This window comes from Bacteroides ndongoniae (assembly GCF_900108345.1).
Lineage (GTDB): Bacteria > Bacteroidota > Bacteroidia > Bacteroidales > Bacteroidaceae > Bacteroides > Bacteroides ndongoniae.
Genome location: NZ_FNVV01000013.1, coordinates 1,276,229 through 1,299,329 on the forward strand (window position 1 = coordinate 1,276,229; position 23,101 = coordinate 1,299,329).

16 protein-coding genes and 1 other RNA gene are annotated in these 23,101 nt (G+C 45.9%); 10 read left to right on the forward strand and 7 right to left on the reverse strand.

All coding sequences use genetic code 11. The features are described 5' to 3' along the window. Positions 1-278: 278 nt before the first annotated feature. From BQ5591_RS09785 to BQ5591_RS09795, 3 genes are all read right to left on the reverse strand, one after another. Positions 279-1,697, reverse strand: coding sequence for a DUF3868 domain-containing protein (locus BQ5591_RS09785; RefSeq protein ID WP_083380920.1), 1,419 nt, complete (start codon positions 1,695-1,697; stop codon positions 279-281). A gap of 108 nt (positions 1,698-1,805) precedes the next feature. Then, a complete protein-coding gene (locus BQ5591_RS09790) occupies positions 1,806-2,393 on the reverse strand; it encodes a DUF3575 domain-containing protein (protein ID WP_071149415.1) in 588 nt (195 codons plus the stop codon). A gap of 1,166 nt (positions 2,394-3,559) precedes the next feature. Then, positions 3,560-4,477: a tyrosine-type recombinase/integrase gene (locus tag BQ5591_RS09795; RefSeq protein ID WP_071149157.1), complete on the reverse strand. Its 918-nt coding sequence runs from the start codon at positions 4,475-4,477 to the stop codon at positions 3,560-3,562. A 175-nt stretch (positions 4,478-4,652) separates the two neighbouring features. Here BQ5591_RS09795 and BQ5591_RS09800 point away from each other — a divergent pair, with 175 nt between their 5' ends. Then, positions 4,653-6,230 (forward strand): ATP-binding protein, encoded by a 1,578-nt coding sequence (locus BQ5591_RS09800; protein ID WP_071149158.1) that lies wholly within the window; start codon positions 4,653-4,655, stop codon positions 6,228-6,230. 200 nt (positions 6,231-6,430) lie between these two features. Here BQ5591_RS09800 and BQ5591_RS09805 read toward each other — a convergent pair whose 3' ends face one another. After that, positions 6,431-7,750, reverse strand: coding sequence for a YihY/virulence factor BrkB family protein (locus BQ5591_RS09805; protein WP_022164445.1), 1,320 nt, complete (start codon positions 7,748-7,750; stop codon positions 6,431-6,433). A 27-nt stretch (positions 7,751-7,777) separates the two neighbouring features. Beyond that, positions 7,778-8,193, reverse strand: an RNA gene (gene rnpB / locus BQ5591_RS09810) — RNase P RNA component class A. Positions 8,194-8,317: 124 nt separating this feature from the next. Between rnpB and BQ5591_RS09815 the strand changes: the two genes are divergently transcribed. The 8 genes from BQ5591_RS09815 to BQ5591_RS09850 all read left to right on the forward strand — a co-directional run bounded on the left by BQ5591_RS09815 (position 8,318) and on the right by BQ5591_RS09850 (position 18,529). Next, positions 8,318-9,541 carry a C40 family peptidase gene (locus tag BQ5591_RS09815; protein ID WP_071149159.1) on the forward strand — a complete coding sequence of 408 codons (1,224 nt, stop codon included), beginning with the start codon at positions 8,318-8,320 and terminating at the stop codon, positions 9,539-9,541. 10 nt (positions 9,542-9,551) lie between these two features. Next, positions 9,552-10,709: a dipeptide epimerase gene (locus BQ5591_RS09820; RefSeq protein WP_071149160.1), complete on the forward strand. Its 1,158-nt coding sequence runs from the start codon at positions 9,552-9,554 to the stop codon at positions 10,707-10,709. A 225-nt stretch (positions 10,710-10,934) separates the two neighbouring features. Beyond that, positions 10,935-12,503 carry a trypsin-like peptidase domain-containing protein gene (locus tag BQ5591_RS09825; protein WP_071149161.1) on the forward strand — a complete coding sequence of 523 codons (1,569 nt, stop codon included), beginning with the start codon at positions 10,935-10,937 and terminating at the stop codon, positions 12,501-12,503. Between the two features lie 262 nt (positions 12,504-12,765). Further along, positions 12,766-13,626: a sigma-70 family RNA polymerase sigma factor gene (locus BQ5591_RS09830; protein WP_008766632.1), complete on the forward strand. Its 861-nt coding sequence runs from the start codon at positions 12,766-12,768 to the stop codon at positions 13,624-13,626. Between the two features lie 163 nt (positions 13,627-13,789). Beyond that, positions 13,790-14,188, forward strand: coding sequence for a hypothetical protein (locus tag BQ5591_RS09835; RefSeq protein ID WP_022164451.1), 399 nt, complete (start codon positions 13,790-13,792; stop codon positions 14,186-14,188). A 132-nt stretch (positions 14,189-14,320) separates the two neighbouring features. Further along, positions 14,321-15,394 carry a clostripain-related cysteine peptidase gene (locus BQ5591_RS09840; protein WP_235817083.1) on the forward strand — a complete coding sequence of 358 codons (1,074 nt, stop codon included), beginning with the start codon at positions 14,321-14,323 and terminating at the stop codon, positions 15,392-15,394. A gap of 315 nt (positions 15,395-15,709) precedes the next feature. Further along, positions 15,710-18,160, forward strand: coding sequence for an FAD-dependent oxidoreductase (locus BQ5591_RS09845; protein ID WP_071149416.1), 2,451 nt, complete (start codon positions 15,710-15,712; stop codon positions 18,158-18,160). Between the two features lie 15 nt (positions 18,161-18,175). After that, a complete protein-coding gene (locus tag BQ5591_RS09850; RefSeq protein ID WP_071149163.1) occupies positions 18,176-18,529 on the forward strand; it encodes a MarR family winged helix-turn-helix transcriptional regulator in 354 nt (117 codons plus the stop codon). Positions 18,530-18,531: 2 nt separating this feature from the next. Here BQ5591_RS09850 and BQ5591_RS09855 read toward each other — a convergent pair whose 3' ends face one another. Next, on the reverse strand, positions 18,532-19,653 hold the full coding sequence (locus BQ5591_RS09855) for a fimbrillin family protein (protein WP_071149164.1): 1,122 nt from the start codon (positions 19,651-19,653) through the stop codon (positions 18,532-18,534). 34 nt (positions 19,654-19,687) lie between these two features. After that, complete coding sequence (locus BQ5591_RS09860; RefSeq protein ID WP_071149165.1) at positions 19,688-21,496, reverse strand: C10 family peptidase; 1,809 nt, start codon at positions 21,494-21,496, stop codon at positions 19,688-19,690. Positions 21,497-21,763: 267 nt separating this feature from the next. On the opposite strand from BQ5591_RS09860, the gene BQ5591_RS09865 reads away from it, so the two are divergent. Next, positions 21,764-22,981 (forward strand): transposase, encoded by a 1,218-nt coding sequence (locus BQ5591_RS09865; RefSeq protein WP_071148854.1) that lies wholly within the window; start codon positions 21,764-21,766, stop codon positions 22,979-22,981. The last annotated feature ends 120 nt before the right edge of the window (positions 22,982-23,101 follow it).

Consider the following 23,101-nt stretch of genomic DNA (forward strand, 5'->3'; position numbering starts at 1 on the left):
GTTTTGTTTTAAGGACTTAGGGTTGAGAGTTGAGGATTGAGGGTTTAGGGTGAATTGTTGACCTTGGTTTTACCCTTAGCCCTTTACCGTTTTGCGTCATTCCTGAGTCCGCTTTGCTCTGTCATCCTGAACGGAGTGAAGGATCTGTTATCACGTAGCTTTCGAAGGAGATCCTTCACTACGTTCAGGATGACAGAATGACAACTACGTTATGCTCTAAGGCAAAAAGTGTACTTTTTAAAGTGGACTCATTTATATCGTTTTTAATTCTTCATTCCTCATTCTTCATTTCCAACGATCTTCCTGTTCTCCTCGGCCTCCTTCACTCCTCCTTGCAGAGCCTCTTCCAGCAGCGGGAGGGCTTCGTCGTAACGGCCTTGCAGCAACAGCGATACGGCGCGGGCGTTGGCTGCCTGCGGACTGTTGCCAGCCTTGTCCAAGTAGGGTTGTGCCTGCTCGGTCAGTCCCTGCTCCAGGAGGGCACAGGCGGCGTTGAGGTTGGCCACTTCGCTGTCGGGGTACATGCGTACGGCCACGTCGAACACCTGCTTGAAGTCGTCTCTGCCCGGCTCGTAGGTCTGCGCCACGGCAAACATCTCGTCGAGGCTGAGGTTCTGCGGGCGGGTGCGAAGCACTTCTTTGGCTTCGTTCACGTTGAAGCTGCGTATGGTGTAGTCGATGCGGTAGTCGGTGCGGCGCAAGCCGGGGTAGCACTCGGCCAGCAAGGTGGCGTAGGCTTTGGGGTAGCGGCTGCGGATGGCGCGCTCCTTGGCGTCGGGTTCCAGGTCGCTGTCTATCTGGGCCAGAATGCCGTCGCGGTCGGCCAGCGTACTGCCTGCCACGTAGCGGCGCAGGCCTTCCCAGTTCTCGGGTACGAAGTCGGTGACGAACAGCGTGTCGACAAAGCCGTAGCGCGTCTGTACGTACGCCTTCAACGCCTCGGTACGGCCTTCGGCCAGACGGGTGTTGCTGCGGTAGGTTCCTTCGGGCGAGGCATATCCACGCAAGGTGATGCGGGTGATGCGGAAGTCGCGGTCGTGCAGGATGGTATCGATGGAGGCGTGTATGCGCGCCAGTTCATCGGGGTTGCGGCGGTAGGTGGGGTTGATGTCGGTGCGGTTCACCACGAAGTCCAGATAGGCTTCGCCGCTCAGTGCGCGCCGCTTCTCCACTTCCACTTCGGGAGCGATGTAGGCCAGTTGCGGACGAAAGGCGATGTCGGCCTGCTGCAGCGTCAGCTGGTTGCCCGGTTGCACTTCGCTACAGCCGCAAAGGTCTTCGGTCACGGCCAGACGGGCGGTGTCCATCCAGGGTTGGTAGAGTAGGGTAGTGCGATAGTTCACAGTCTGTGCCTCGCCTTCCTTGCGACGTATGACACTCCAAGGGCTGTCGGCGTAGTGTCGGCGTCCGTTACGCTCGTAGTAGAGTTGGCGTCTACGGCCCATTACTTCCACCGAGGGCAGTTCGATGTGCTTGCCTTCGGCTTCAAACAGGGGAATCAGGACGATGGAGCGGTTGGACTCTACCTCCATGGTCGAGAGATCGAGCCGCATGGTGATAATGACGCTGTCGCGCAGGCGGCAGACGTCGGTTGCCTCGACCGTTGCACCGCTTTGAAGGGTGTGCTGGGCCATGAGTGGCAGAGCGTCGCCAAGGCATCCCAAGAAAAGGCTATATATCAAAATGATTCGTTTCATGTCTATGATGGTGTCTTTTTAGTTTGTAGTTTTTTGAGTTGGAATTATCCGCGTCCGTCCGTCTTTTTCCGTGTCGTCCGCGTATCTCAAAATTTCACCTTATTATATTTAGAAAACATATATCAGATTCAGGGCAGCCTTGGTGGGGCCGAGGTAATGATGCGGTTCGTTGTCCTCCAACTGTTCGCCACATCGCGGGCAAAGGTACTTATCGGCACGGCTGTAGACGTAACCCAAGCCAATGACCCCTTCAAGGCTCCAGCGGCGCGACAGCATCCAGTGGTAACCGTATGCTACACCAATACCCGCCATCCAGCCCTCGAAGCGGTGGCCTTTCAGTTCACCAAAGTCGGTGCCGAAAAGTTTGAAGTCAAGATTGAGGTTGCTGAAGTTGTACACACCTCCCAGCAGATGGGTGCCTACAAAGTGCCCGTTGAAGCGTTCGCACAACCAGTAGCGAAGTTCCGGCTGGATGAGCCAGTGCTTCCACTTCTTGTTGTTGTCGCCGAAGGTCCAGCCATTGAAGTTGGCCGAAAGGTCGAATGTCCATTGGGGTGACAATCCGACTTCTGCTCCAAGGTTTACTGTAGTCGTTGCATCATACAACAAATTCGTCTTTACGGCCCAGTTCTGGGCTGAAAGTGAAATACTGACAAACAGCAAACAAAGCAGCAGGCTTCGTTTCACTATTTTCATGTCCATAACACAATTTTTTTTCTTAGCGGGATGTTGTTTTGTTGTTCCGTTACTTCGTAGGTAACGGGTGTGTTTTCTAATTCGCTGCAAAGATTGTTTTATTTTTACAAATAAGCAAATGAAAGTCTTGATTTAACACATGTTTTTAACATATTTATGCAAGAATGAATGAAGCGCAGGTGAAATAAGCTGAATGAAAGAAATACGGCGTTTCATGCTGTCGGAAGATTAAGCGGTTGTTGGGGGCATTTAACATATTACCGGAGGAGGAAATAAAATGACTGTTTTCACCTTTCACCTTCCGACTGGAGGGGTATGTGTAGGTTTTTACAGGTAAGGTTTCACCATAAATCGTTTATGATTAGCATGTTATGGTGAAAGATGGATACGCGGACTACGCTGATGAGACGGATGAACACGGATTCTAATTATTCACAAAAGACCTTTCACTGAATCAGGATGAAGCTTTATCTTTCACCATATTCTTCTGTGTATCAGCATAGATGTCTTCTGGTGAAAGCGTGAAGGCATTTTTCTTCTTTTTTATTCTTCATCTGTGTAAGTCCGCCTCCTCAGCGTAGTCCGCGTATCCATCTTTCATCTCGTAAAGTTTCACTTGACAGATGTAACTACCTACTTTAGCCGGACAATATTAATAGTTAGCTGACATAACAAGTAATGCTGGCAAGTTTAACAAACAATCTCCACGAGTCTAACAATCAATCCTACCGAGTATTACAATCAAAGCCCACGAGTATGACTTGCAATTGCCACGAGTATTGCTTGCGTTGCTCGCGAGCCGTGCAAGTGTTGCTTGTGAGCCATACAAGTGTCTCACAAATGTATCAAAGGTGCCGTGCGCAGCCTTTGGGCATAATCGGAGGGGCGTGAAGCGGCGTCTTTGTTTCTTACGTTGAAAAAGACAGACTGTTTGGAGCGCGGCGACTCTCTGCCTTTTAGCAAAAATGAAGACTGAGTAGTTCCGGAGGTTCGTCTCTTGATTTTTTCTTTTGGTATTTTTTCTTTTGCATCAAGGCAAAAGAAAAGTATAACCGTTACCTACGAAGTAACGGAATCATTCCTTATACAGATTTTATGAAAAGTCTTTTCGTATTGCAACTGTTGGTTGTTGTGGTCTGTAGTTTTAATCTGGTGCGATAATTGTTCTATTCCCGAAATACCTGTGAAAGTATTTCTTTGTTCATTTGTCCGATACGTTCATCAGTGTGCTGCTTGAAGTAGGTTTCTGTAACCTTGACAGATGAATGCCCCATTGCATTACAGATAAGTTCCTGCTGGTAGTTGTGATAGTTGGCTATGGTGGCCCAACTATGGCGGGCACAGTAACTGCTAAGGCTCCCTTTCACACCGGCCAATGCACCCAGACGCTTCAGTCGTGCATTGAAGCTTCTCAGCGCACTCTGGTACTGACGGTAAGCATCGGCGTCTGTGCCGTTGATAAAGGGGAACAGATAGGGTGAAGATTCGTCCGGCGTCTTCAGTTGTTCGATGAGGCTCATGGCACGCGGCTCTACACGTACCGTCAGCCAGCTTCCTGTCTTACGACGGCGATACATCAGGACATTATCCTGCAAATCGCACTTGCGCAAGTAGGCTATGTCGACAAAAGGGATGCCGCGCAGCATGAACAGCAGCATGAACAGCATTCGTGTCCGCTCAAGGCTACATTCGCGCACAGCAGGTTTCGGTTCATTCAGTTTACGCAGGTCGTTTTCACTGAGGGCACGCTTCACCGTCACCCGTGTGCCCGTGTATACGCCTTTGAACAGGCGGGGACGGAAGACGGCCATTCCGGCATCGACCGCACGCAGGTATACCGCCCGAAGCATGCGCATGTAGGTGGAAACGGAGTTCCACTGCAACTGGCGTCCCAGCAGATAATTCTGGAAAGCTTTCAGCCAGAGGGGAGTTACTTCACCGAAGGTGAGCGGCTGACTACGAGTGAAGTCGAGTATGCGATGCAGTGTACTGCGATAGATGTGTGCCGTTCCGAGGCGTCCTTCCGCTTCCAGCTGTTGAATAATCAGGTCCATGTAAGTGGTTAAGTGTTCTTTCTTTTTCATGATTCGTTTCGAGTTTGATAAAGTGCAGATTGTTTAGTGTTTTAGTTTATGCGAAACAAAATAAGAAAAAGATAGGGAGAGTTGTGCAACGAAGGGGAAAAATAGAGGATTATTTCCTGATTGGGCGGAAATCTTTTATATTTGCAAGTAGTATGAAAACGAAAACGTTCTGCTTATGAAATACCCTATTGGAATACAAAGTTTCGATCGTGTCATTGAAGACGGCTATGTCTATGTGGATAAGACGGATTTAATTTACAGCCTGGTACATGAAAGTAGTATATACTTTTTGAGTCGTCCGCGCCGTTTCGGGAAGAGCCTGTTGGTATCCACACTGAAAAACTATTTTCTGGGACGGCGTGAACTGTTCCGTGGTCTGGCCATCGACGAATTGGAGACGGAGTGGGCGACATATCCTGTGTTCCATGTGGACTTCAATGGAGGGAACTTTACGGATTCTGGCGAACTGGAAAAGAAAATCAATTTCCATGTGTCGGAATGGGAAAAGCAGTACGGCATACCCGACCGCGAAGAGGAACTGGGGTACGGGTATCGTTTTATCGAAGTGCTTCGTGCCGCCCACAAGCAGACGGGACGCCGCTGCGTGGTGCTGATTGATGAGTATGACAAGCCGATATTGGATGTGCTCGATGTTGACCGCGAGTTGGAGGATCGTCACCGCAACGTGCTGAAAGGTTTCTACTCCGTATTTAAGGGAGCAGACGAGCACCTGCAGTTCGTGTTGCTGACTGGTGTGACGAAGTTCTCGCAGGTGAGTGTGTTCAGTGGTTTCAACCAGCCGAAGGATATCAGCATGGACGGGCGTTACGAGACGTTGTGCGGCATCACACAGGAAGAGATCGACCGATACTTTCCGCAACCCATCGCCGACATGGCGGTGGACTACCGCTGCACGCCGGAGGAGATGAAACAGCGGTTGAAACAGCAGTACGACGGCTACCACTTCAGCGACCGTATGATAGACGTGTACAATCCTTTCAGCCTGCTCAACGCATTGGACAGCCGCCGCGTGAACGATTACTGGTTTCGTTCAGGTACGCCCACTTATCTCATTCGCCTGCTGAACCACTTTAATGAAAACCTGAACGAATTGACGGGCAAGTACTATCGTCCGGAGGAATTCATCGACTACAAAGCCGACGTGGAGATGCCACTGCCGATGATTTACCAGAGTGGTTACTTGACCATCAAAGGGTATAATATGCGGATGAACAAGTTTTTGCTGGACTTCCCGAACAACGAGGTGAAGAATGGCTTTTTGACCATGCTTGCCACGTCGTATCTGCAACCCAAACAACGGGTGACAGGCTGGATAGACGATGCAGTGGAGACACTGGAGGAGGGGGATACCGAGAAACTTCGTACGTTGTTTGCTTCCTTCTTGGCCAGCATCCCCTATACCATGCGCCGCAAGGAGGATGAAGTGGAACGCGAACGTTACTTCCAATATACCTTTTATCTGATACTCCGCCTGATCAGTGTCTACACTGTCTATGTGGAAAAGGTGCAGAGTCAAGGGCGTGTGGACTGTGTGCTGGAAACACCGCAGTATGTCTACATCTTCGAGTTCAAGCTGGACGGCACCGCTGCCGAAGCCTTGCAGCAGATAGAAGAAAAGGGTTACGCACGCGAGTATGCAGCCGATGTACGCAAAGTGTATAAGATTGGTGCAACCTTCTCGTCGGAAACGGGGACTATTGGCGAATGGGAGTGCAGAGAAATGAAGAATTAATCATTAATCATTAACTACTAATCATTAACCATTAACAAGGCTTCAGTTAACAAGTCTATTAGGCTGGAACTCCCTGTTTGATAAAGTGCCGCTTGAAACGGCTCGCTACAAACGCCTTGTTAACTCGTCAACTTGTTGCTTGTCAACTGCAACTTGAGCTTGCGAATTGAAAATCGACGAAGTCAAAGTTGAGATAATTGTTATAAGTCTTTCACCAGCAATTGTTGGGTGCTGTTATAGTATTCCTCTCTGGCTTTCATCAAGGCTTTCCATTCGGAACTGAATTCGTGGTCCTTGTCTATCTTGAAGTTTTCTGATCCGTGGGTATAGAGCCGGTTGAGCAAGATGTTTACGGTCAGTTGGTTGATGTCCATCGAAGGTTGGTAAGCGATGTCCTGACTTTTGGCGTCGACTACCACTTCGTGTATCAGTCCGACTTCCTGAAGTTCGTAGAGTGTTTGGTTGGCAAGCCGTATGGGGATCTGGCACTCTTCCGAAATGGCTTCTGCCGTATAGGGAGTTTCTCCTTTTTCAAACCGTTTGGTGATGTGGGACATGATGAGCATCGATACAAAGTCGCGGTAACGCCGGCTGATGCTGCGCGTGTCCTGATCGAAACTGAAATTGCGGATGTTTTGTCCGGCATACGTCAGCTCGGCACCGAACAGACAGATGGTCCACGAAATCTGGAGCCATAACAGAAACAGAGGAAGAGCGGCAAAACTTCCGTAAATGGCATTGTAGCGCGACACCCACAACTGGCTGCTGATGTACAGGAACTGGAATGCCTGATGGGCGGTACCGGCCAGAATGCCCGAAATCAGTGCATGCTTGAAGCGGACTTTGGTATTGGGCATGAAGACATAGAGGGCTGTGAACATGCCCCAAGCCAGTACGAAAGGTATCAGCCGTATCAGGAACTTGCCAAGTGGTGCAAGCAGGGTGTAGTCCTCGATGTTCTTTACCATGGTACTCATGAAAATGGAAAGACCTCCTGACACGACAATCAGAATTGGCATCAGCAGGAGCATGGAGAAATAATCTGTTATCTTGCGGTACATGCTGCGTGCTTTTTTTACCTGCCAGATGCGGTTGAAGGTAATTTCCATGTTGTTGATCAGGTTCAGTACGGACCAAAGCAACATGATAAGGCCTACTCCGATGAAGACTCCGCTCTTGGTTTGCGACAGATAGGAGTCGACAAACTGGAATATGAATTCGGTAGTCCCTGTGACTCCGCCAAAACCGTTGATGATCTGGTGTTCCATCAGGTTGTCGAATCCGAATCCACGGGCAATGGCAAACAGAATGGCCAGGATGGGTACGATGGCGAGCAGGGTGCTATAAGTCAGTGCGGCTGCTTTGTTGGCCAGACGATCCTGTGCGAAGCGGGAAACGCAGAGATAGATGGTCTTGATGATGTTATAGAGAGAGAAAGTCGTTTTGGTGACTTCGTCTTCCGTAATACGCCAGATGTCGTAGGTCAGGAACTTCCAGAGTGTGGCTATACGTTTGTTCATAATCCATGGATTGAAGAAAGAAAGAGAAAAAGCAGTCGGTCTGTAAGCCGGGTTCTGTAATCTGTCCTGGCGGGCCGTGTTTCGATTCGGGCATTCGCCTTTCATCTATCAGTCCTGTCAAGACAAATTGTCTGTCATTTATCTGAGCCGTATGTTGCCATACGAGCTTTAGCGGTCTACCCTCCGACATGGAGCGAGCAACTCTCGTGGCGCCGGTTTACATGACCTTACAACTTCCAAGACACACAGCCCTTGCGTCACCACAAGACTGGTGGGCTCTTACCCCGCCTTCTCACCCTTACCGCAATCCGAAGATTGTGGCGGTTATTTTCTTCTGCGTTACTCTACCCTCGCGGATAGCTTTCTGTTAGGAAGTGGAATGCTCTGTGTTGCCCGGACTTTCCTCATACGCACAAGGCGCAAGCGACAGACCGACCGACTGCTTCTGGCGTGCAAAGATAATGTAAACGCGTCACAGTATAAAATAAAATTATCCCTTTTTCTCCCTCTCAAAAGAAATAATTTGTAGCTTTGCTAACAGAAACACTATCAAAAAGAATTTGGCAGATGCGAAAAACTATTCATTTATTTCTCTTTTCCCTGTTTTTGACTTCATTGGTGCAGGCTTCCGGTGTCGGAAGTAACGATTTGCCGGCAGATATGATTCGGCTGACGGATAGTTTGAAACAGGTTTATGCTCCCGACGGACGGGTAGCATTGTTCCAGACTGATTATACGGTTTCCGGCCGGAAGATGATGCTGAGGGGAGTGACTACGGCTGCAGCGGCCAAAGAGGCTTTGCTGCAAGGGCTTGGAAAGGCCGGTTACGAGGTGATGGACTGTATGAAGGTGCTTCCCGATGAGGCGGCTTTGGAAGGAAAAACGTATGGAGTAGTTAATCTGTCGGTGTGTAACTTGCATGTAAAGCCCGACTTTGCTTCGGAGATGACGACTCAGGCATTATTGGGGATGCCGGTTCGTGTGCTTCAGTTCGACGGCTGGTATCGGATACAGACTCCGGATAATTATATTGCCTGGGTGCATCGGGCAGGTGTCAGGCTGATGGACAGTGCAGAGGTGGCGGACTGGAACCGTGCGGAGAAGATTGTTGTCACGACTCATTATGGTTTTGTATATTCTGCTCCCAACCGTCGTTCGCAGACGGTATCGGATATCGTGGCAGGCAATCGTCTGAAGTGGCTGGGAAGTAAGAAGGATTTTTATAAGGTGGCTTATCCCGATGGTCGCACCGGATATGTGGAGAAGGCAGATGCTTGTCCCGAAAAACAATGGCGGAAGTCTTTGAAAAAGGATCCCGGTTCTATTCTGAAGACGGCTTATACACTGATTGGGGTACCTTATCTGTGGGCTGGGACTTCTTCGAAAGGAATGGACTGCAGTGGGTTGGTGCGGACGGTGCTGTACATGCACGATATGATTATACCGCGTGATGCTTCACAGCAAGCTTATGTAGGCGAGCATATCGAGATTGCTTCCGATTTCAGTAATCTGCAGCCTGGCGATCTGGTGTTTTTCGGCAGTCCGGCCACTGCCGAACGGAAGGCGCGCGTGGTTCATGTGGGCATCTACATCGGGCAGGGGCGCTTTATTCACTCTCAAGGCGATGTACATGTCAGCAGTCTCGATGCTTCCGATCCGTTGTTTGATGCTTTCAATCGGGGGCGTCTGTTGTTTGCTACGCGCGTGATACCTTATATAAATAAAATGGATGAATTGAACACAACCGATACCAATCCGTATTATCGCTGGGGAGTGGAGGAGTCGGACTAATTACAGAGTTATGACAAACAGAAGAGATTTCCTTAAGACTGCTGTTCTGGCAACACTGGGTGCCGGAATGATTGCCGAGGAGGCTATGGCAGATACCAAGAAAAAGAAAATACACCTATTTAATATTAATAAGCAGGGGTCAGCTCCTAAAATGAAAATGCGTTTCTTCCCCTACGAATTGCAATTGCGTCATGTTTTTACGGTAGCTACTTATTCGCGTACGACTACTCCCGATGTGCAGGTCGAGATTGAGTACGATGGCATAATAGGTTATGGTGAGGCTTCCATGCCGCCTTATCTGGGGCAGACAGTAAAAAGCGTATTGGCTTTCTTGCAGAAGGTGGACTTGGGGCAGTTCAGCGATCCTTTCCAACTGGAGGATATTCTGGCGTATGTAGATAGTCTTTCGCCGGGAGATACGGCAGCAAAAGCAGCAGTAGACATTGCCTTGCACGATCTGGTAGGTAAGCTGTTGCAGGCTCCCTGGTACAGAATATGGGGACTGGATAAGGAAAAAGCTCCTTCGACAACGTTTACAATAGGTATTGATACGGCTGACGTGGTCCGCAAAAAGACCGAAGAGTGTGCCGAGCTTTATAATATCTTGAAGGTGAAGCTGGGACGTGACAACGATAAGGAAATGATAAAGGCCATTCGTTCGGTTACTGATTTGCCGATAGCGGTCGATGCCAATCAGGGCTGGAAGGACAGGCAGCATGCGTTGGACATGATTCACTGGCTGAAGGAACAGGGAATTGTTATGGTCGAACAACCGATGCCTAAAGAGCAGTTGGATGATATTGCCTGGGTAACCCAGCAGAGTCCTTTGCCTGTATTTGCTGACGAATCGGTGCAACGTCTGAAGGATGTTCCGTCTTTGAAAGGGGCTTTTACGGGTATCAATATCAAACTGATGAAATGTACCGGTATGCGTGAGGCGTGGAAGATGCTGACATTGGCGCGTGCACTGGATATGAAGGTGATGGTGGGTTGTATGACGGAGACTTCGTGCGCTTGTTCGGCGGCTGCCCAGTTTTCTCCGGCTGTTGACTTTGCCGACCTTGACGGAAACTTGCTTATCAGTAACGACCGTTTCAAGGGAATGGAGGTTGTGGGTGGAAAAATAACCCTTTCGGATTTGCCGGGAATAGGAGTAGTAAAGCTTTAAAGTGCTGTCATGTCCTATCTGTCAGTCTTTTAACATGTCAGAATAGTAGATAAATGCAAAATTGTCAGCTTTCGTCGTTAACCGCTGTTAAGCTCAAAAACCTCTCTGTTAAAAGAGAACAAAAAAAGGTGACAAGTGGAATAACTGAACGTTTTTTGTCGTTATTTTAACGTCGTAATGTTAAACGAAACTCGAATATTAACACTTTAAACAGTAAAAAAGGATATGAAACAGACAACAAAAAACATCTTGGGAGTTGCGGCAATCGTACTCTTGAGTTCAGGTGTTGCAGGTATCACTACCTATAAATTAATGCAAAAGGCAGAATATGCCAATCAGTCATTCGATCAGATGTTTGAGCCCAATCCGGGTGTAAATCTGGCTGCATTCAGTGGAGCTGCCGCTCAGCCGGTGGATCTGACACAAGCTGCTGAAAATTCCGTTCACGGTGTTGTACATATCCGTTCTACACAATCGTCCAAAGTGCAGGAAGTGGAAGTAAGAGATCCTTTTTATGATTTCTTTGGTGATTTCTTTGGCGGGCGTGGTGGTACGCAAAAACGTCAGATACAGACTCCCGAACGTACAGGCTTCGGCTCGGGTGTCATTATTTCGAAGGACGGATATATCGTGACTAACAATCACGTGATTGACGGTGCTGATGAAATCAGTGTTACGTTGAATGATAACCGTCAGTTTAAGGGTCGTATTATCGGTACAGATGAAGAAACCGATTTAGCCTTGATAAAGATAGAAGGAGATGATTTCCCGACTATTCCGGTCGGCGATTCTGATGCTTTGAAAGTGGGTGAATGGGTATTGGCTGTAGGTAATCCGTTCAACTTGACTTCTACGGTTACGGCCGGTATTGTCAGCGCTAAAGCCCGTTCATTGGGTATGGGACAGATGACTGGCAAACAAGGTATCGAATCATATATTCAGACAGATGCAGCTATTAATCAGGGAAACAGTGGTGGTGCATTGGTTAACGCCCGTGGCGAATTGGTTGGTATCAATGCGGCTTTGTTCTCTCCGACAGGTTCGAATACCGGTTATGGATTTGCCATTCCGACCAGTATTATGAAGAAGGTTGTAGCTGATTTGAAGCAATATGGATCAGTTCAGCGTGCTAAGCTGGGTGTCAGTGTGACGGAATTGGCTGAAGAACCGGGTGATACTCAGGTTTCGGATCAGAAAAACGGAAAGAAACTGAGTGAGATTAAGAAAGAGGCCAGAGATAAGTTTGGAGTTATAGACGGACTTTGGGTAAGAGAAATTGTAGAGGGTAGTTCTGCTGCCGGTGCCGATATTAAGGTAGATGATGTGATTGTAGGTATGGACGGAAAAGAAATCCATAAGTTTGCCGACCTGCAGGAAGCTCTTGCTAAATATCGTCCGGGCGACAAGGTGAAAGTGAAACTGATTCGTGACAAGAAAGAAAAGACTGTAGAAGTAACTTTGAAGAACGAACAGGGCACTACCAAGATTATAAAGAATGCCGATATGGACATTTTGGGTGCAGCCTTCCGTCCTGTAAGTGCAGAGGTGAAGAGACAACTGAACTTGGGTTACGGATTGGAAGTGACAGGTGTCAGCAGCGGTAAGATGAGTGATGCCGGAATCCGTAAGGGATTCATTATCCTGAAAGCTAACGGTGTGCAGATGAAGACGGTTGACGATTTGGAAAATGTGATGAAGGAAGCTTCCAGAACTCCTGAGCAGGTATTGTTCATTATTGGTATGTTCCCGTCGGGCAAACGTGCAAGCTATGCTGTAGACTTGTCCCAGGAATGACACCCGCTATAGGCCGGAACGGGGATAAAATGCCGGACTTTTGAGAAATGGTATTTTTAACCGTTCTGCCGTAAAGGAAAAGGTAATAAGGTAAGAAGATTGTAATAATCGCAAACAAAAAAGAAAAAGAGGATGCCGATATGATATTTATCGGTGTCCTTTTTGTTATGTATTTGTTGAATTCAGGCAAAAAAGTTGGGATAAGTTTTTGAACATCAAAAGAAAAAGTCGTAACTTTGTAGCCCAAATACGTATTTATAGGATGAGACAATTAAAAATCACTAAAAGTATCACTAACAGAGAGAGCGCCTCTCTTGACAAGTACTTACAGGAAATTGGCCGTGAGGACCTTATTACTGTCGAAGAGGAGGTAGAGCTCGCTCAGCGCATCCGTAAGGGTGACCGTGTTGCATTGGAGAAGTTGACACGTGCCAATCTGCGTTTCGTTGTATCTGTAGCCAAGCAGTATCAGAATCAAGGTTTGAGTTTGCCCGACTTGATTAATGAGGGTAATCTGGGTCTGATAAAGGCAGCCGAAAAGTTTGATGAAACACGTGGTTTCAAGTTTATCAGTTATGCAGTATGGTGGATACGTCAGTCCATTTTGCAGGCTTTGGCCGAGCAGTCGCGTATCGTACGTCTGCCGTTGAATCAGGTGGGTTCGCTGAATAAGATCAGCAAAGCCTTCTCGAAGTTTGAGCAGGAAAACGAACGTCGTCCGTCGCCCGAAGAATTGGCAGATGAGCTGGAAATCCCGGTAGACAAAATCTCGGATACGCTGAAGGTGTCGGGACGTCATATCTCGGTAGACGCGCCTTTTGTGGAAGGAGAAGATAACAGTCTGCTTGATGTGCTGGTCAACGACGACTCTCCTATGGCCGACCGCTCGTTGGTGAACGAGTCTCTTGCGAGGGAAATTGATAGAGCTCTTTCTACGTTAACCGAGCGCGAAAAGGAAATCATTCAGATGTTCTTTGGCATCGGACAACAGGAAATGACACTGGAGGAAATCGGCGACAAATTTGGTCTCACTCGTGAGCGTGTTCGTCAGATTAAGGAAAAAGCAATTAGAAGATTAAGACAAAGTAATCGTAGTAAATTGCTCAAGTCTTATTTGGGATAAATAAGAAATATCAGTTTCCGACAAATAAAGAAGGTATTAAAAACCGGTATGCCTTGCGTCAGGCAGCCGGTTTTTTTATATCTTTGCGGCAAATGCAGTTGAATGTGAAACATTTGGCTTGTACGGATTTTAGTATTAACAAACTATATAATTAAAGAAACCTATGAAATATCTTCGTATTTTATTGGCTGTAACACTGGTGTTTACGCTGTGCTCGGCGTTTTCTATGAAGAAAGAGAAAGAAAAACAAGTTTATGCTTTTGGTGTGGCGGCTTCGTTCAATGACACGATTGTGTATTATACGGAAATTCAAATGCTTGACAGTGTAGTTTTGGATAAGCGGGGTTTTTTACCACAACGTGAACTCTATTCTTATCAGCTGAAGAATTATCTGGAATATGAGTTGGCGAAACCGGATTATACGTGTATGATTTATTTTTCTGAAAACAAAAATAAACTTCAGAAAGAAGCCAGTAAGGTAAAAGGTAAATATGTGAAAGGAAATCTGAAATTGCAATCCATTGCTCCTTCTGATTTTTCATTTAAGAAACCGGAAGAATAATAATCTGTAGTTTAAACTGAAATCGACATGATAAAGAATTGGCTTATATTACCTTTCTTGCTATTGATGTTTTTGGTAACGTCGTGTGGAAGCGATGATCCCGAACCTGGACCTTATAAAAGAACGGTTTTGGTGTATATTGCAGGTGATAACAGCTTGTCTTCGTTTGCTTTTAAGGATCTGGCGGAGATGAAGCAGGGAATGCAGGAGGCGGATGCTACAGCTTTACATCTGCTGGTATATCTGGATACGGGTGATTCTCCACGTCTTGTGGAACTGAAAAAGTCGGGTGATACGGTTGTGGAGGAAGTTGTACGTGAGTATGAGGACCGTAATTCGTGTGGCTTGGAGGAAACCCGTGAAGTGTTTGATGCCGTATTTTCCAGTCCGAATTTTGAAGCTGAAAGTTACGGACTGATATACTGGTCTCATGCCGATGGCTGGATTCCTTATGGAGAAGCTTCGACACGTTGGGTAGGGCAGGATAAAACGGATGGCGATCACCGGATGAATATCTCGGAGCTGGTTTCTTTATTGAAAACGACGCCGCATTTTAGTTTTATCATGTTCGATGCATGCTTTATGTCGTCTGTCGAAGTAGCTTACGAATTGCGTAATTTTACTGATTATTACATCGGTTCTCCCACTGAAAACCCGGGACCGGGTGCTCCTTATGATAAACTGGTGCCGCTGATGGCGGAGGATAATGCTGCTGTTCGGATGGCTCAAGTGTATTTTGCATCCTACGAAGCGATTTATAATGGTGGAATCGGTATTTCCAACAATAATTGGACCGGTGGTACTTCCATTTGTGTGATGCGTACGAGTGCTTTGCAGGAATTGGCTTCGATAACGGCCCAATTGCTTCCGCAGGAAGATGTTGATAATGCTGAGCTGATGGAGAAGGTGTTTGATTACGATCATGACGGATGGGGACGAGATTACGTGGGATATTTCGACCTGAAACAGATGATGCAGGAGATTCTGGACGAAGATTCATTTGCAACTTGGGAACAGGCTTTTGATGATGCCATCGCTTATTGGAATACGACTGCAAAGAATTACTCGCAGGTAGTAGGTATGTTCTCGATGGAGGGTGCTAATGGTATTACCCAGTATATTCCCGGCAATAATGCTTCCAGAGCTACCGCTTACCGTTCGATGTCCTGGTATCAGGATGCAGGTTTGTCAGCTTTAGGTTGGTAATAGATAAAAGCTGATCCCGTTTCATTCCTTTAAAAAAAAGATGAATGGGAAGGTGGCATGTATATGAGACAGATAGCTTATCTGCATCGTATACATGCCATTTTTATTATAAGCATGTTTTTTTCTTAGTTGTTTCTTTGTACTTGTTTTTGTTTAAAGTAACTATTTCTATTCCTATTTATAATTATACTTTTCTTGCATTATATTAATCAATTAACATTATTTTCCATTGGAAATTATATATAATTGGAAAATAAATATTTTCTTTGCATCATAAACTAAAATATGTGCGAACTTAAAATGAATAGTTGAATGATGAAATACATGATTATTGGAGGAGTTGCAGGTGGGGCAACAGCAGCAGCGCGATTGAGAAGAGTAGATGAAAAGGCAGAAATTGTTTTGCTGGAAAAAGGCAAGTACATTTCTTATGCCAATTGTGGTCTTCCTTATTATATAGGTGGCGTGATTGCCGAACGTGAAAAACTATTAGTACAGACACCAGAGTCGTTTGGTAAACGCTTTCGTATAGATGTGCGGGTTGAGAATGAGGCGATATCTATACAGCCCGATAATAAGAAAGTAACTATTCGAAAGGCGGATGGCAGTACGTATGAAGAGAGTTACGACAAGTTGCTCCTGTCTCCGGGGGCTACACCCGTAAGGCCGCCTTTGGAGGGAATAGATTTGGAAGGCATTTTCACTTTGCGCAATGTAGAAGACACGGATCGTATAAAATCATACATCAGTTCGAAATGCGTAAAGCGCGCTGTAGTAGTCGGGGCTGGTTTCATTGGCTTGGAGATGGCTGAGAATTTGCATCATGCCGGTGTTCATGTGTCTGTAGTAGAGATGGGGAATCAGGTGATGGCACCTATCGACTTCTCGATGGCAGCTCCTGTGCATCAGCATCTGATTCAAAAAGGAGTGGCACTTTATCTGGAAGAGGGCGTAACTCGGTTCGAACGGACGGATAAGGGGATTAACGTCTTTCTGAAAAGTGGTAAAACGATTCCTGCTGATATGGTGTTGCTGTCTATCGGAGTGCGTCCCGCTACGGACTTGGCCAAGCAAGCCGGATTAAGATTGGGGGAAACTGGTGGTATCTGGGTGGACGAGCATCTGGAGACATCCATTAAAGACATTTATGCAGTAGGCGATGCCATCGAATATCCGCATCCGTTGACAGGCAAGCCTTGGCTGAATTATTTGGCTAATCCGGCTAACAGACAAGGGCGTATTGTTGCAGACAACATGGCATTGGGGAACGTGGTGGCATACGAAGGAGCTATTGGTACTTCGATTGCTAAAGTATTTGATATGACAGTCGCTTCGACAGGACTGGCTGCCAAGCGGTTGAAACAATGGGGAATGGACTATTGCAGTTCTGTGACTCATTCGGCTTCACATGCGGGTTATTATCCGGATGCCCTTCCGCTGACTTTGAAGTTGACATTCCATCCTAAAACGGGAAAACTGTATGGTGCCCAATGTATAGGTTACGAAGGAGTAGACAAGCGTATTGACCAGATTGCCGGACTGATTAAGCGCGGTGGTACAGTGTACGATCTGATGGAGACGGAACATACCTATGCTCCTCCTTTCTCGTCGGCTAAAGATCCTATAGCTATTGCCGGATACGTAGCCTCTAATATTATTAGCGGAGCTATGCCTGCAATAACCTGGCGTGAACTGTTGGCAGAAAAAGAAAATGTAATGTTGATTGATACCCGTACTCCAGAGGAATACTCGTTTGGTTCTATTCCAGGAGCAGTCAATATTCCGCTTGATGAGTTGCGTAACCATTTGTCGGAGATTCCTTCGGATAAGCCGGTAGTGTTGTTCTGTGCTGTTGGCTTGCGTGGTTATTTGGCACAACGCATTTTTATAGGGAACGGTTATAAACGGGTACGTAACCTGATCGGCGGTTACAAAACCTATTCGGCTGCTGTAGCTTCTGTGCCGGTTCCGGTTGCGGACGAAACAGTATGTTACAAATCTGAAGCAGTTTCAGACGAAGTATCATCCTGCGCTTGTGAATCACCGGTGGTGAAGATTAATGCGTGTGGTTTGCAATGTCCGGGACCTATTATGAAGGTGAAACAAGCAATGGATCATGCCGAGCCAGGGCAACAGATAGAAGTGGTTGCGACTGATGCAGGTTTTGCACGCGACGCGTCGGCCTGGTGTGATACAACCGGCAATAAGCTGATCCGAAAAAGTGAGTCGAAAGGACGTTATACGGTAGTAATAGAGAAAGGAAATAGTTGCTCGACGGCAACGCCCGTTCCATCTGGACGTGGAAAGACATTGATTTTGTTTAGTGATGATCTGGACAAAGCGTTAGCCACTTTTGTACTGGCCAATGGAGCCGCTGCTACAGGACAGAAGGTATCCATCTTCTTTACTTTCTGGGGCTTGAATGTGCTGAAGAAAGTACAAAAGCCTAAGGTGGAGAAAGACATCTTTGGCCGAATGTTCGGTATGATGCTTCCGTCCAGTTCATTGAAACTGAAACTTTCGCAAATGAATATGTTCGGTTTGGGAAGCCGCATGATGCGTTTTCTGATGAAGCGCAAGGGAGTTGATTCGTTAGAATCGTTGCGTGCCCAGGCATTGGAACAGGGAGTGGAGTTTATAGCATGTCAGATGTCGATGGATATGATGGGAATTAGTCGGGAAGAGTTGCTCGATGAAGTGACAATAGGCGGTGTAGCCACTTATATGGAACGTGCAGACAAGGCTAATGTAAATCTGTTCATCTAATAAAACGTCGGTTATATGGAAACTTTGTGTAAGATTCGTGATATATACAGGGCTATTGCAGAATTTGAGGGACAGTTCGTACAAATGTACGATCTGTCTCTGAATGAAGGCATGCTGTTGTGCACGTTGCTTGACCGTACTCAGTTGACTGCAAGCGAAATTGCTGAGGCGTTGGGATTATCTGCTTCGAATGCTTCGAAAGTGATTCGCTCGGTAGAAAGCAAGAAGCTGATTACTCGTGTGGTGGGTAAAAAAGACAAGCGCCAGATGCTTTTTGCTCTGACGCTTGAAGGTAAAAACCGTATTTTAAATATCAAAGGAGCTACATGGAAACTCCCTGACCTGTTGCTGCAAGCTATTGGTGAATAGCCTTAGAATTCGGTCAGGTCTATTTCTGTTACTCCTGTCAGTTTAGGAAGTGTGACTTCTTCTGCTCCCCACATTTCCAGTGTCACTGTTTTTTCTCCGTCCTTTTCATACTCATGTTGGGCGGCAGTGCTGTATATTTCTGTCTTTCCGTCTCCCCAGTCTATGTTTCCTGTGATATTGAGTCCAGAGAATGTAGGTGGGGTGAAGGTTAGACTATTGTGTGTAATTCTCAGCATTCCATAGCTGAATTGGCTCATGTCGTCATTGTCAGAGTTGAGTGATACTAATTCGGGTGCATCGAAAATAGTGATTCCTTTGGCAGTCATGGCTGCACGGAAGATGTATTTAACGCCTTGGGCTATACCGTATTTAGGTAGAGGGCAGGTATAGTCTTTACCATCTATTTTGAAGGTGACATTCACATCTGAACCGGATGAAGTGAAAGGTATGCAGAACATGTCGGGCATATCTTCCTTCCATCCTTCGGCAGACAGGGTATTATTACAAGTGATTGAGAATTTTTCCTGTGTGCTTCCTTTGATTTCTCCAGAAGCAATATTCAGAGTTCCTTGGGTATAGAAATTCTTTCCTTCAATGGTGATTTGTTCCAGCTTGCCCTCACCGTCGTAGTTTTCTTTTTTAATGTTGAAAGCCAATATGGGAAGAGCATGCTTTAATGTCAGTTTCACAGAAGGTTTTTCGTAAGTAGCCTGAACTGCCGTGCCGGTATACAGGTAGTCTGTCTGGCTATTGATCTCGATGGCTATAGCATCCGGAGTTCCTATATTGGCGCTATAAGGATAGAACGCACGAAGATATTTTTTCTGTCCACTGGTCAGTTCCAGAACAGGGTTGCTTTTCCAGGAACCGCTTTGTCTGGTGGCTTGGTAAGTGGGAACTTCTTGCCCGGAAGTGATTGAACTGCTTTCGAGAACGAATACGTTCATTGTTTCTCCGTCCTTTTCAATATCGGTAGTAACGTTTGTCAATGCACGCGTCTGCACTTCGGTCGTAAAGGTTACTTCTACTTTTTCGCCTCCGCCCAATTCTTCCTGGTCGTCTTTACAGGCAACAGCGGATAAACCGATGAGGGAGAATAATATATATTTCTGTATGGTTTTCATATGAAGTTCTGATTTTTAGTAAGAAAAATGCTTGTTACTTGTTTCCGATGGTGAAATTCAATGTTTTACTGTCTTCTTCACCAGTTAATACAATGGTGTAGGTGCCGGCTTCCAGTTCATTGGTATCTATTTTGATTTCTCCGGAATCGTCGGTTGTACCTTCTTTTATTACTTTATTATCATTTGAAGTCAACTTATAGGCGATATCGACTGCAGTGTTCAGCGTAATGATTTTACTAGTCTTGTTGTAAGTGAAAGAAGTGGCTTCTTCTACACTTGCTATTTCCTCACGGACAAGAATTTCTCCAGGGATACTTTCATCGTAGGCAGGTATTACTTGCCATTCGGTACCTTTACTTCCTTTAAAACGCATTTTGATTCGGTCACCACCTTTGATGGGTTGTGTAATCGTACAAGGTATGTCGCCGCCAACTCCATGGAACGGATCAAGGTCTTGTACACCGGCTATTTCACTAATGTCTTCTTTTACTTGTCCATTCTTATCGAATAGGGTAACTACGATTTCACCGTTGAAAGTGCTTAAACCAAAATTAAAGATGTATTCTGCAGAGATTGTAAATTCTTTGCCTGTTTGGATGTTCTTTTCGTTGGTATAGAGTCCTTTGCCTCCTTCGGTGCTTTGAGCAATGGCCAGTATGTCTGCATATTCCGAACTGGATTCTGCTTTCTTCAGTCCGAACACAGCATCTTGTCCTACGGTAAATCCACCGGTATTTCCACCGATACCCTGATCATTAGGATTCAGGCCAGACAGCAGATAATAACCGTTGGAATATCCTCCCCATCCCCAGTTTACGCTAAAGTAATTGTTACTGGTATATCCGTCCAATACGAATTGGTGGCCTTCATTTCGTTTATTGGATCCTCCGTACAGAACGGGACGATGGGCTTCAAGTTCTTCTTTCACCATTTTATGCCATTCGCTGTCCGAGTACCAGCTACGATAAAGTATTCGGGCGCCTTTGTCATATTTCATATGGTTAATCATACCTGTTATCGCGTTTTGGGTAGTGGCGCCTGTACCTCCTGTTGAGGCTACGTTATAAGTCGCTTTCGACATTACTCCACAGTCGTACATCAAAGTGGCGACTTCCTGTTCCGATTCGGCAGATGTGGATTTGTCATATATTAAAGGCATGTTATTCCAGTTGTAGGCATGTCCTAATGTGTGGGAAGGGACTGTTTGGGTACTACCGTTGGCAGCTTTATATGTATAACTTTCCAGTGTGCCTTCTCCGCAGTCCGGCCATTCGTGATATTTCATAATAATAGCTATGGCTGTGGCTACACATCCTGTGACAGTTCGTTCGCCGCTCAGCATGGGACATTTGTCATTGTATGGAGCATCCTGGTTCCACTTGGCGGTTTCCAGTTCTACTTCTATGTCGCCCACAACATCACTTGCATTCTTCCACGCTTGCTCCGTTGTGGCAGAGGCTGTAAAATGATTGTTTCTAGCTTCATTGATCTGATCTTTCAGTCCCAGCAGCCAGTTTTTCAGGTTGGCTGGCATATTTTCGGTCTTGAATGAGTTTTCGAATGAATAGCCCAATACAGGCATGGCTACATCATCACCGGCAACGATAATGAATCCTTTTGAATCGGTACGGTTGAATACATAAAAAGCCGGTTCTGTAGCCGAAGTTCGGGTTGACGGATCTTCCCCGTCCCATACCAGTTGTAGTTGGGGTGATGCGCTACGAGTCTGGGTACTTGCCCGAAAGAAGTTCGCGGCTAACGACTGTGCCTGTTCTACGGTCACGTTGTCTGCTAAAAGAAGACCGGAGAAGAAGCAACACAAGATAAATAAAATGTTCCTCATAAACAGATTCCTTTTTTAGTAAATGGTTCTTTTATAAATAACAATACTTCGGTAAATTTTTACCGATAAATAAAAATAAAACAATAGAATCGGTGTTAGCCGGTTCAAAATTACATTAAAGAGATCATTGAAATACTGTCAAGAATGAATCGTTAAGGAGTAAGAAAAGGGATGAAAATATATGCTAAACAGCTGAAGACAAAGAGGAAGAGTATTGCATAATTCACTGATTTTTAGTAAATTAGAAGTATTTCACCACTTTTAATTATGACTAAAGAATCACTCCTTATGCAATACCAATCCGAGTGCAGAAACGCTCTCGAATCAGCTGTAAATATAAGCAAATCTTTTCAGAAAGTATTCATGGATGCAATGAAATTATTCATGGCTATACCTGACCGCATCAATTTCCTGCAAATGGGACGATATGGATGTTTCTCGGAACAGACATACCGCAACAATTTTGAGAATGATGACTTTGACTGGTTTTCCTTCAATGAAGCCATCATCAGAGAACACCTTAAAGGCTGTCGCAAGGCAATAGCCATTGATCCGTCTTTCATTCCAAAATCCGGCAGCAAAACACCGTGGATTGGCTATTTCTGGTCCGGTTGTGCCGGCGAATACAAACGCGGACTGGAGATAACCGGTATTGGAGTTATAGACGTTGACAACCATGAATGTATGACTTTGGCCTCTGTACAGACACCTGACAACACAACGCTGGAAAGCCGCGGGAAGAATCTTGTAGACTGGTACAGTTCTTACCTTATCAGCATACAGGAACATCTGAAACGGATTTCCGACACTGTCGTATGTGATGCGTTCTTTTCAAAGGCAACTTTCATCAAACCATTATGCGAGAACGGATTCCACGTTATAAGCCGTTTCAGAAATGATGCAGCGTTGTTTTATCCCACCTTAGAAAATGGGACAGGAAAACGCGGACGTCCAAAATTGTATGACGGAAAGATTGACTTTGAATATCTGGACATTACAAGATGTACCGAATACAAAGTAAACAAGGGTAAACTTTACGGACTGAAAGCATACTCCAAAGCACTCAAACGCTTTGTGAGCCTGGCTGTATGGTATCCCATGGATGGAAGAACGGACAAATGGCAGCTGTATTTCTCTACAAACGAAATACAGAACGCACAGGATGTACTGGACTTTTACAGGACACGTTTCCAACTCGAATTCTGCTTTCGGGATGCCAAGCAACATGCAGGAATAACAAACTGTCAGTCTACAGACTTCAGGAAACTGGCATTCCACTTTAATGCATCACTTGCAGCGATAAACCTCGCCAAGGCTGCCTGTAAGAAGATGGGAATAAAATATTCCATATCATCATGCAAGTCAGTCATACACAATGCTTACATGCTTGAACGATTTATTTGCGTGTCTGGGATTGAACCAAACACGCAATTAATTGACAAACTTTTCAAAGAACTCATTTTATTTACTGCCAGAGCCGCTTAGGCTAGGCTAATTTTTAACGAACTATTGTAAATAAAGCGCGCTAAAATAATGTTTTTTATGATATTTACCTATAATTATGCAATAAATAATCATCAGGTTATGTAATTTGCCTAAGATTGC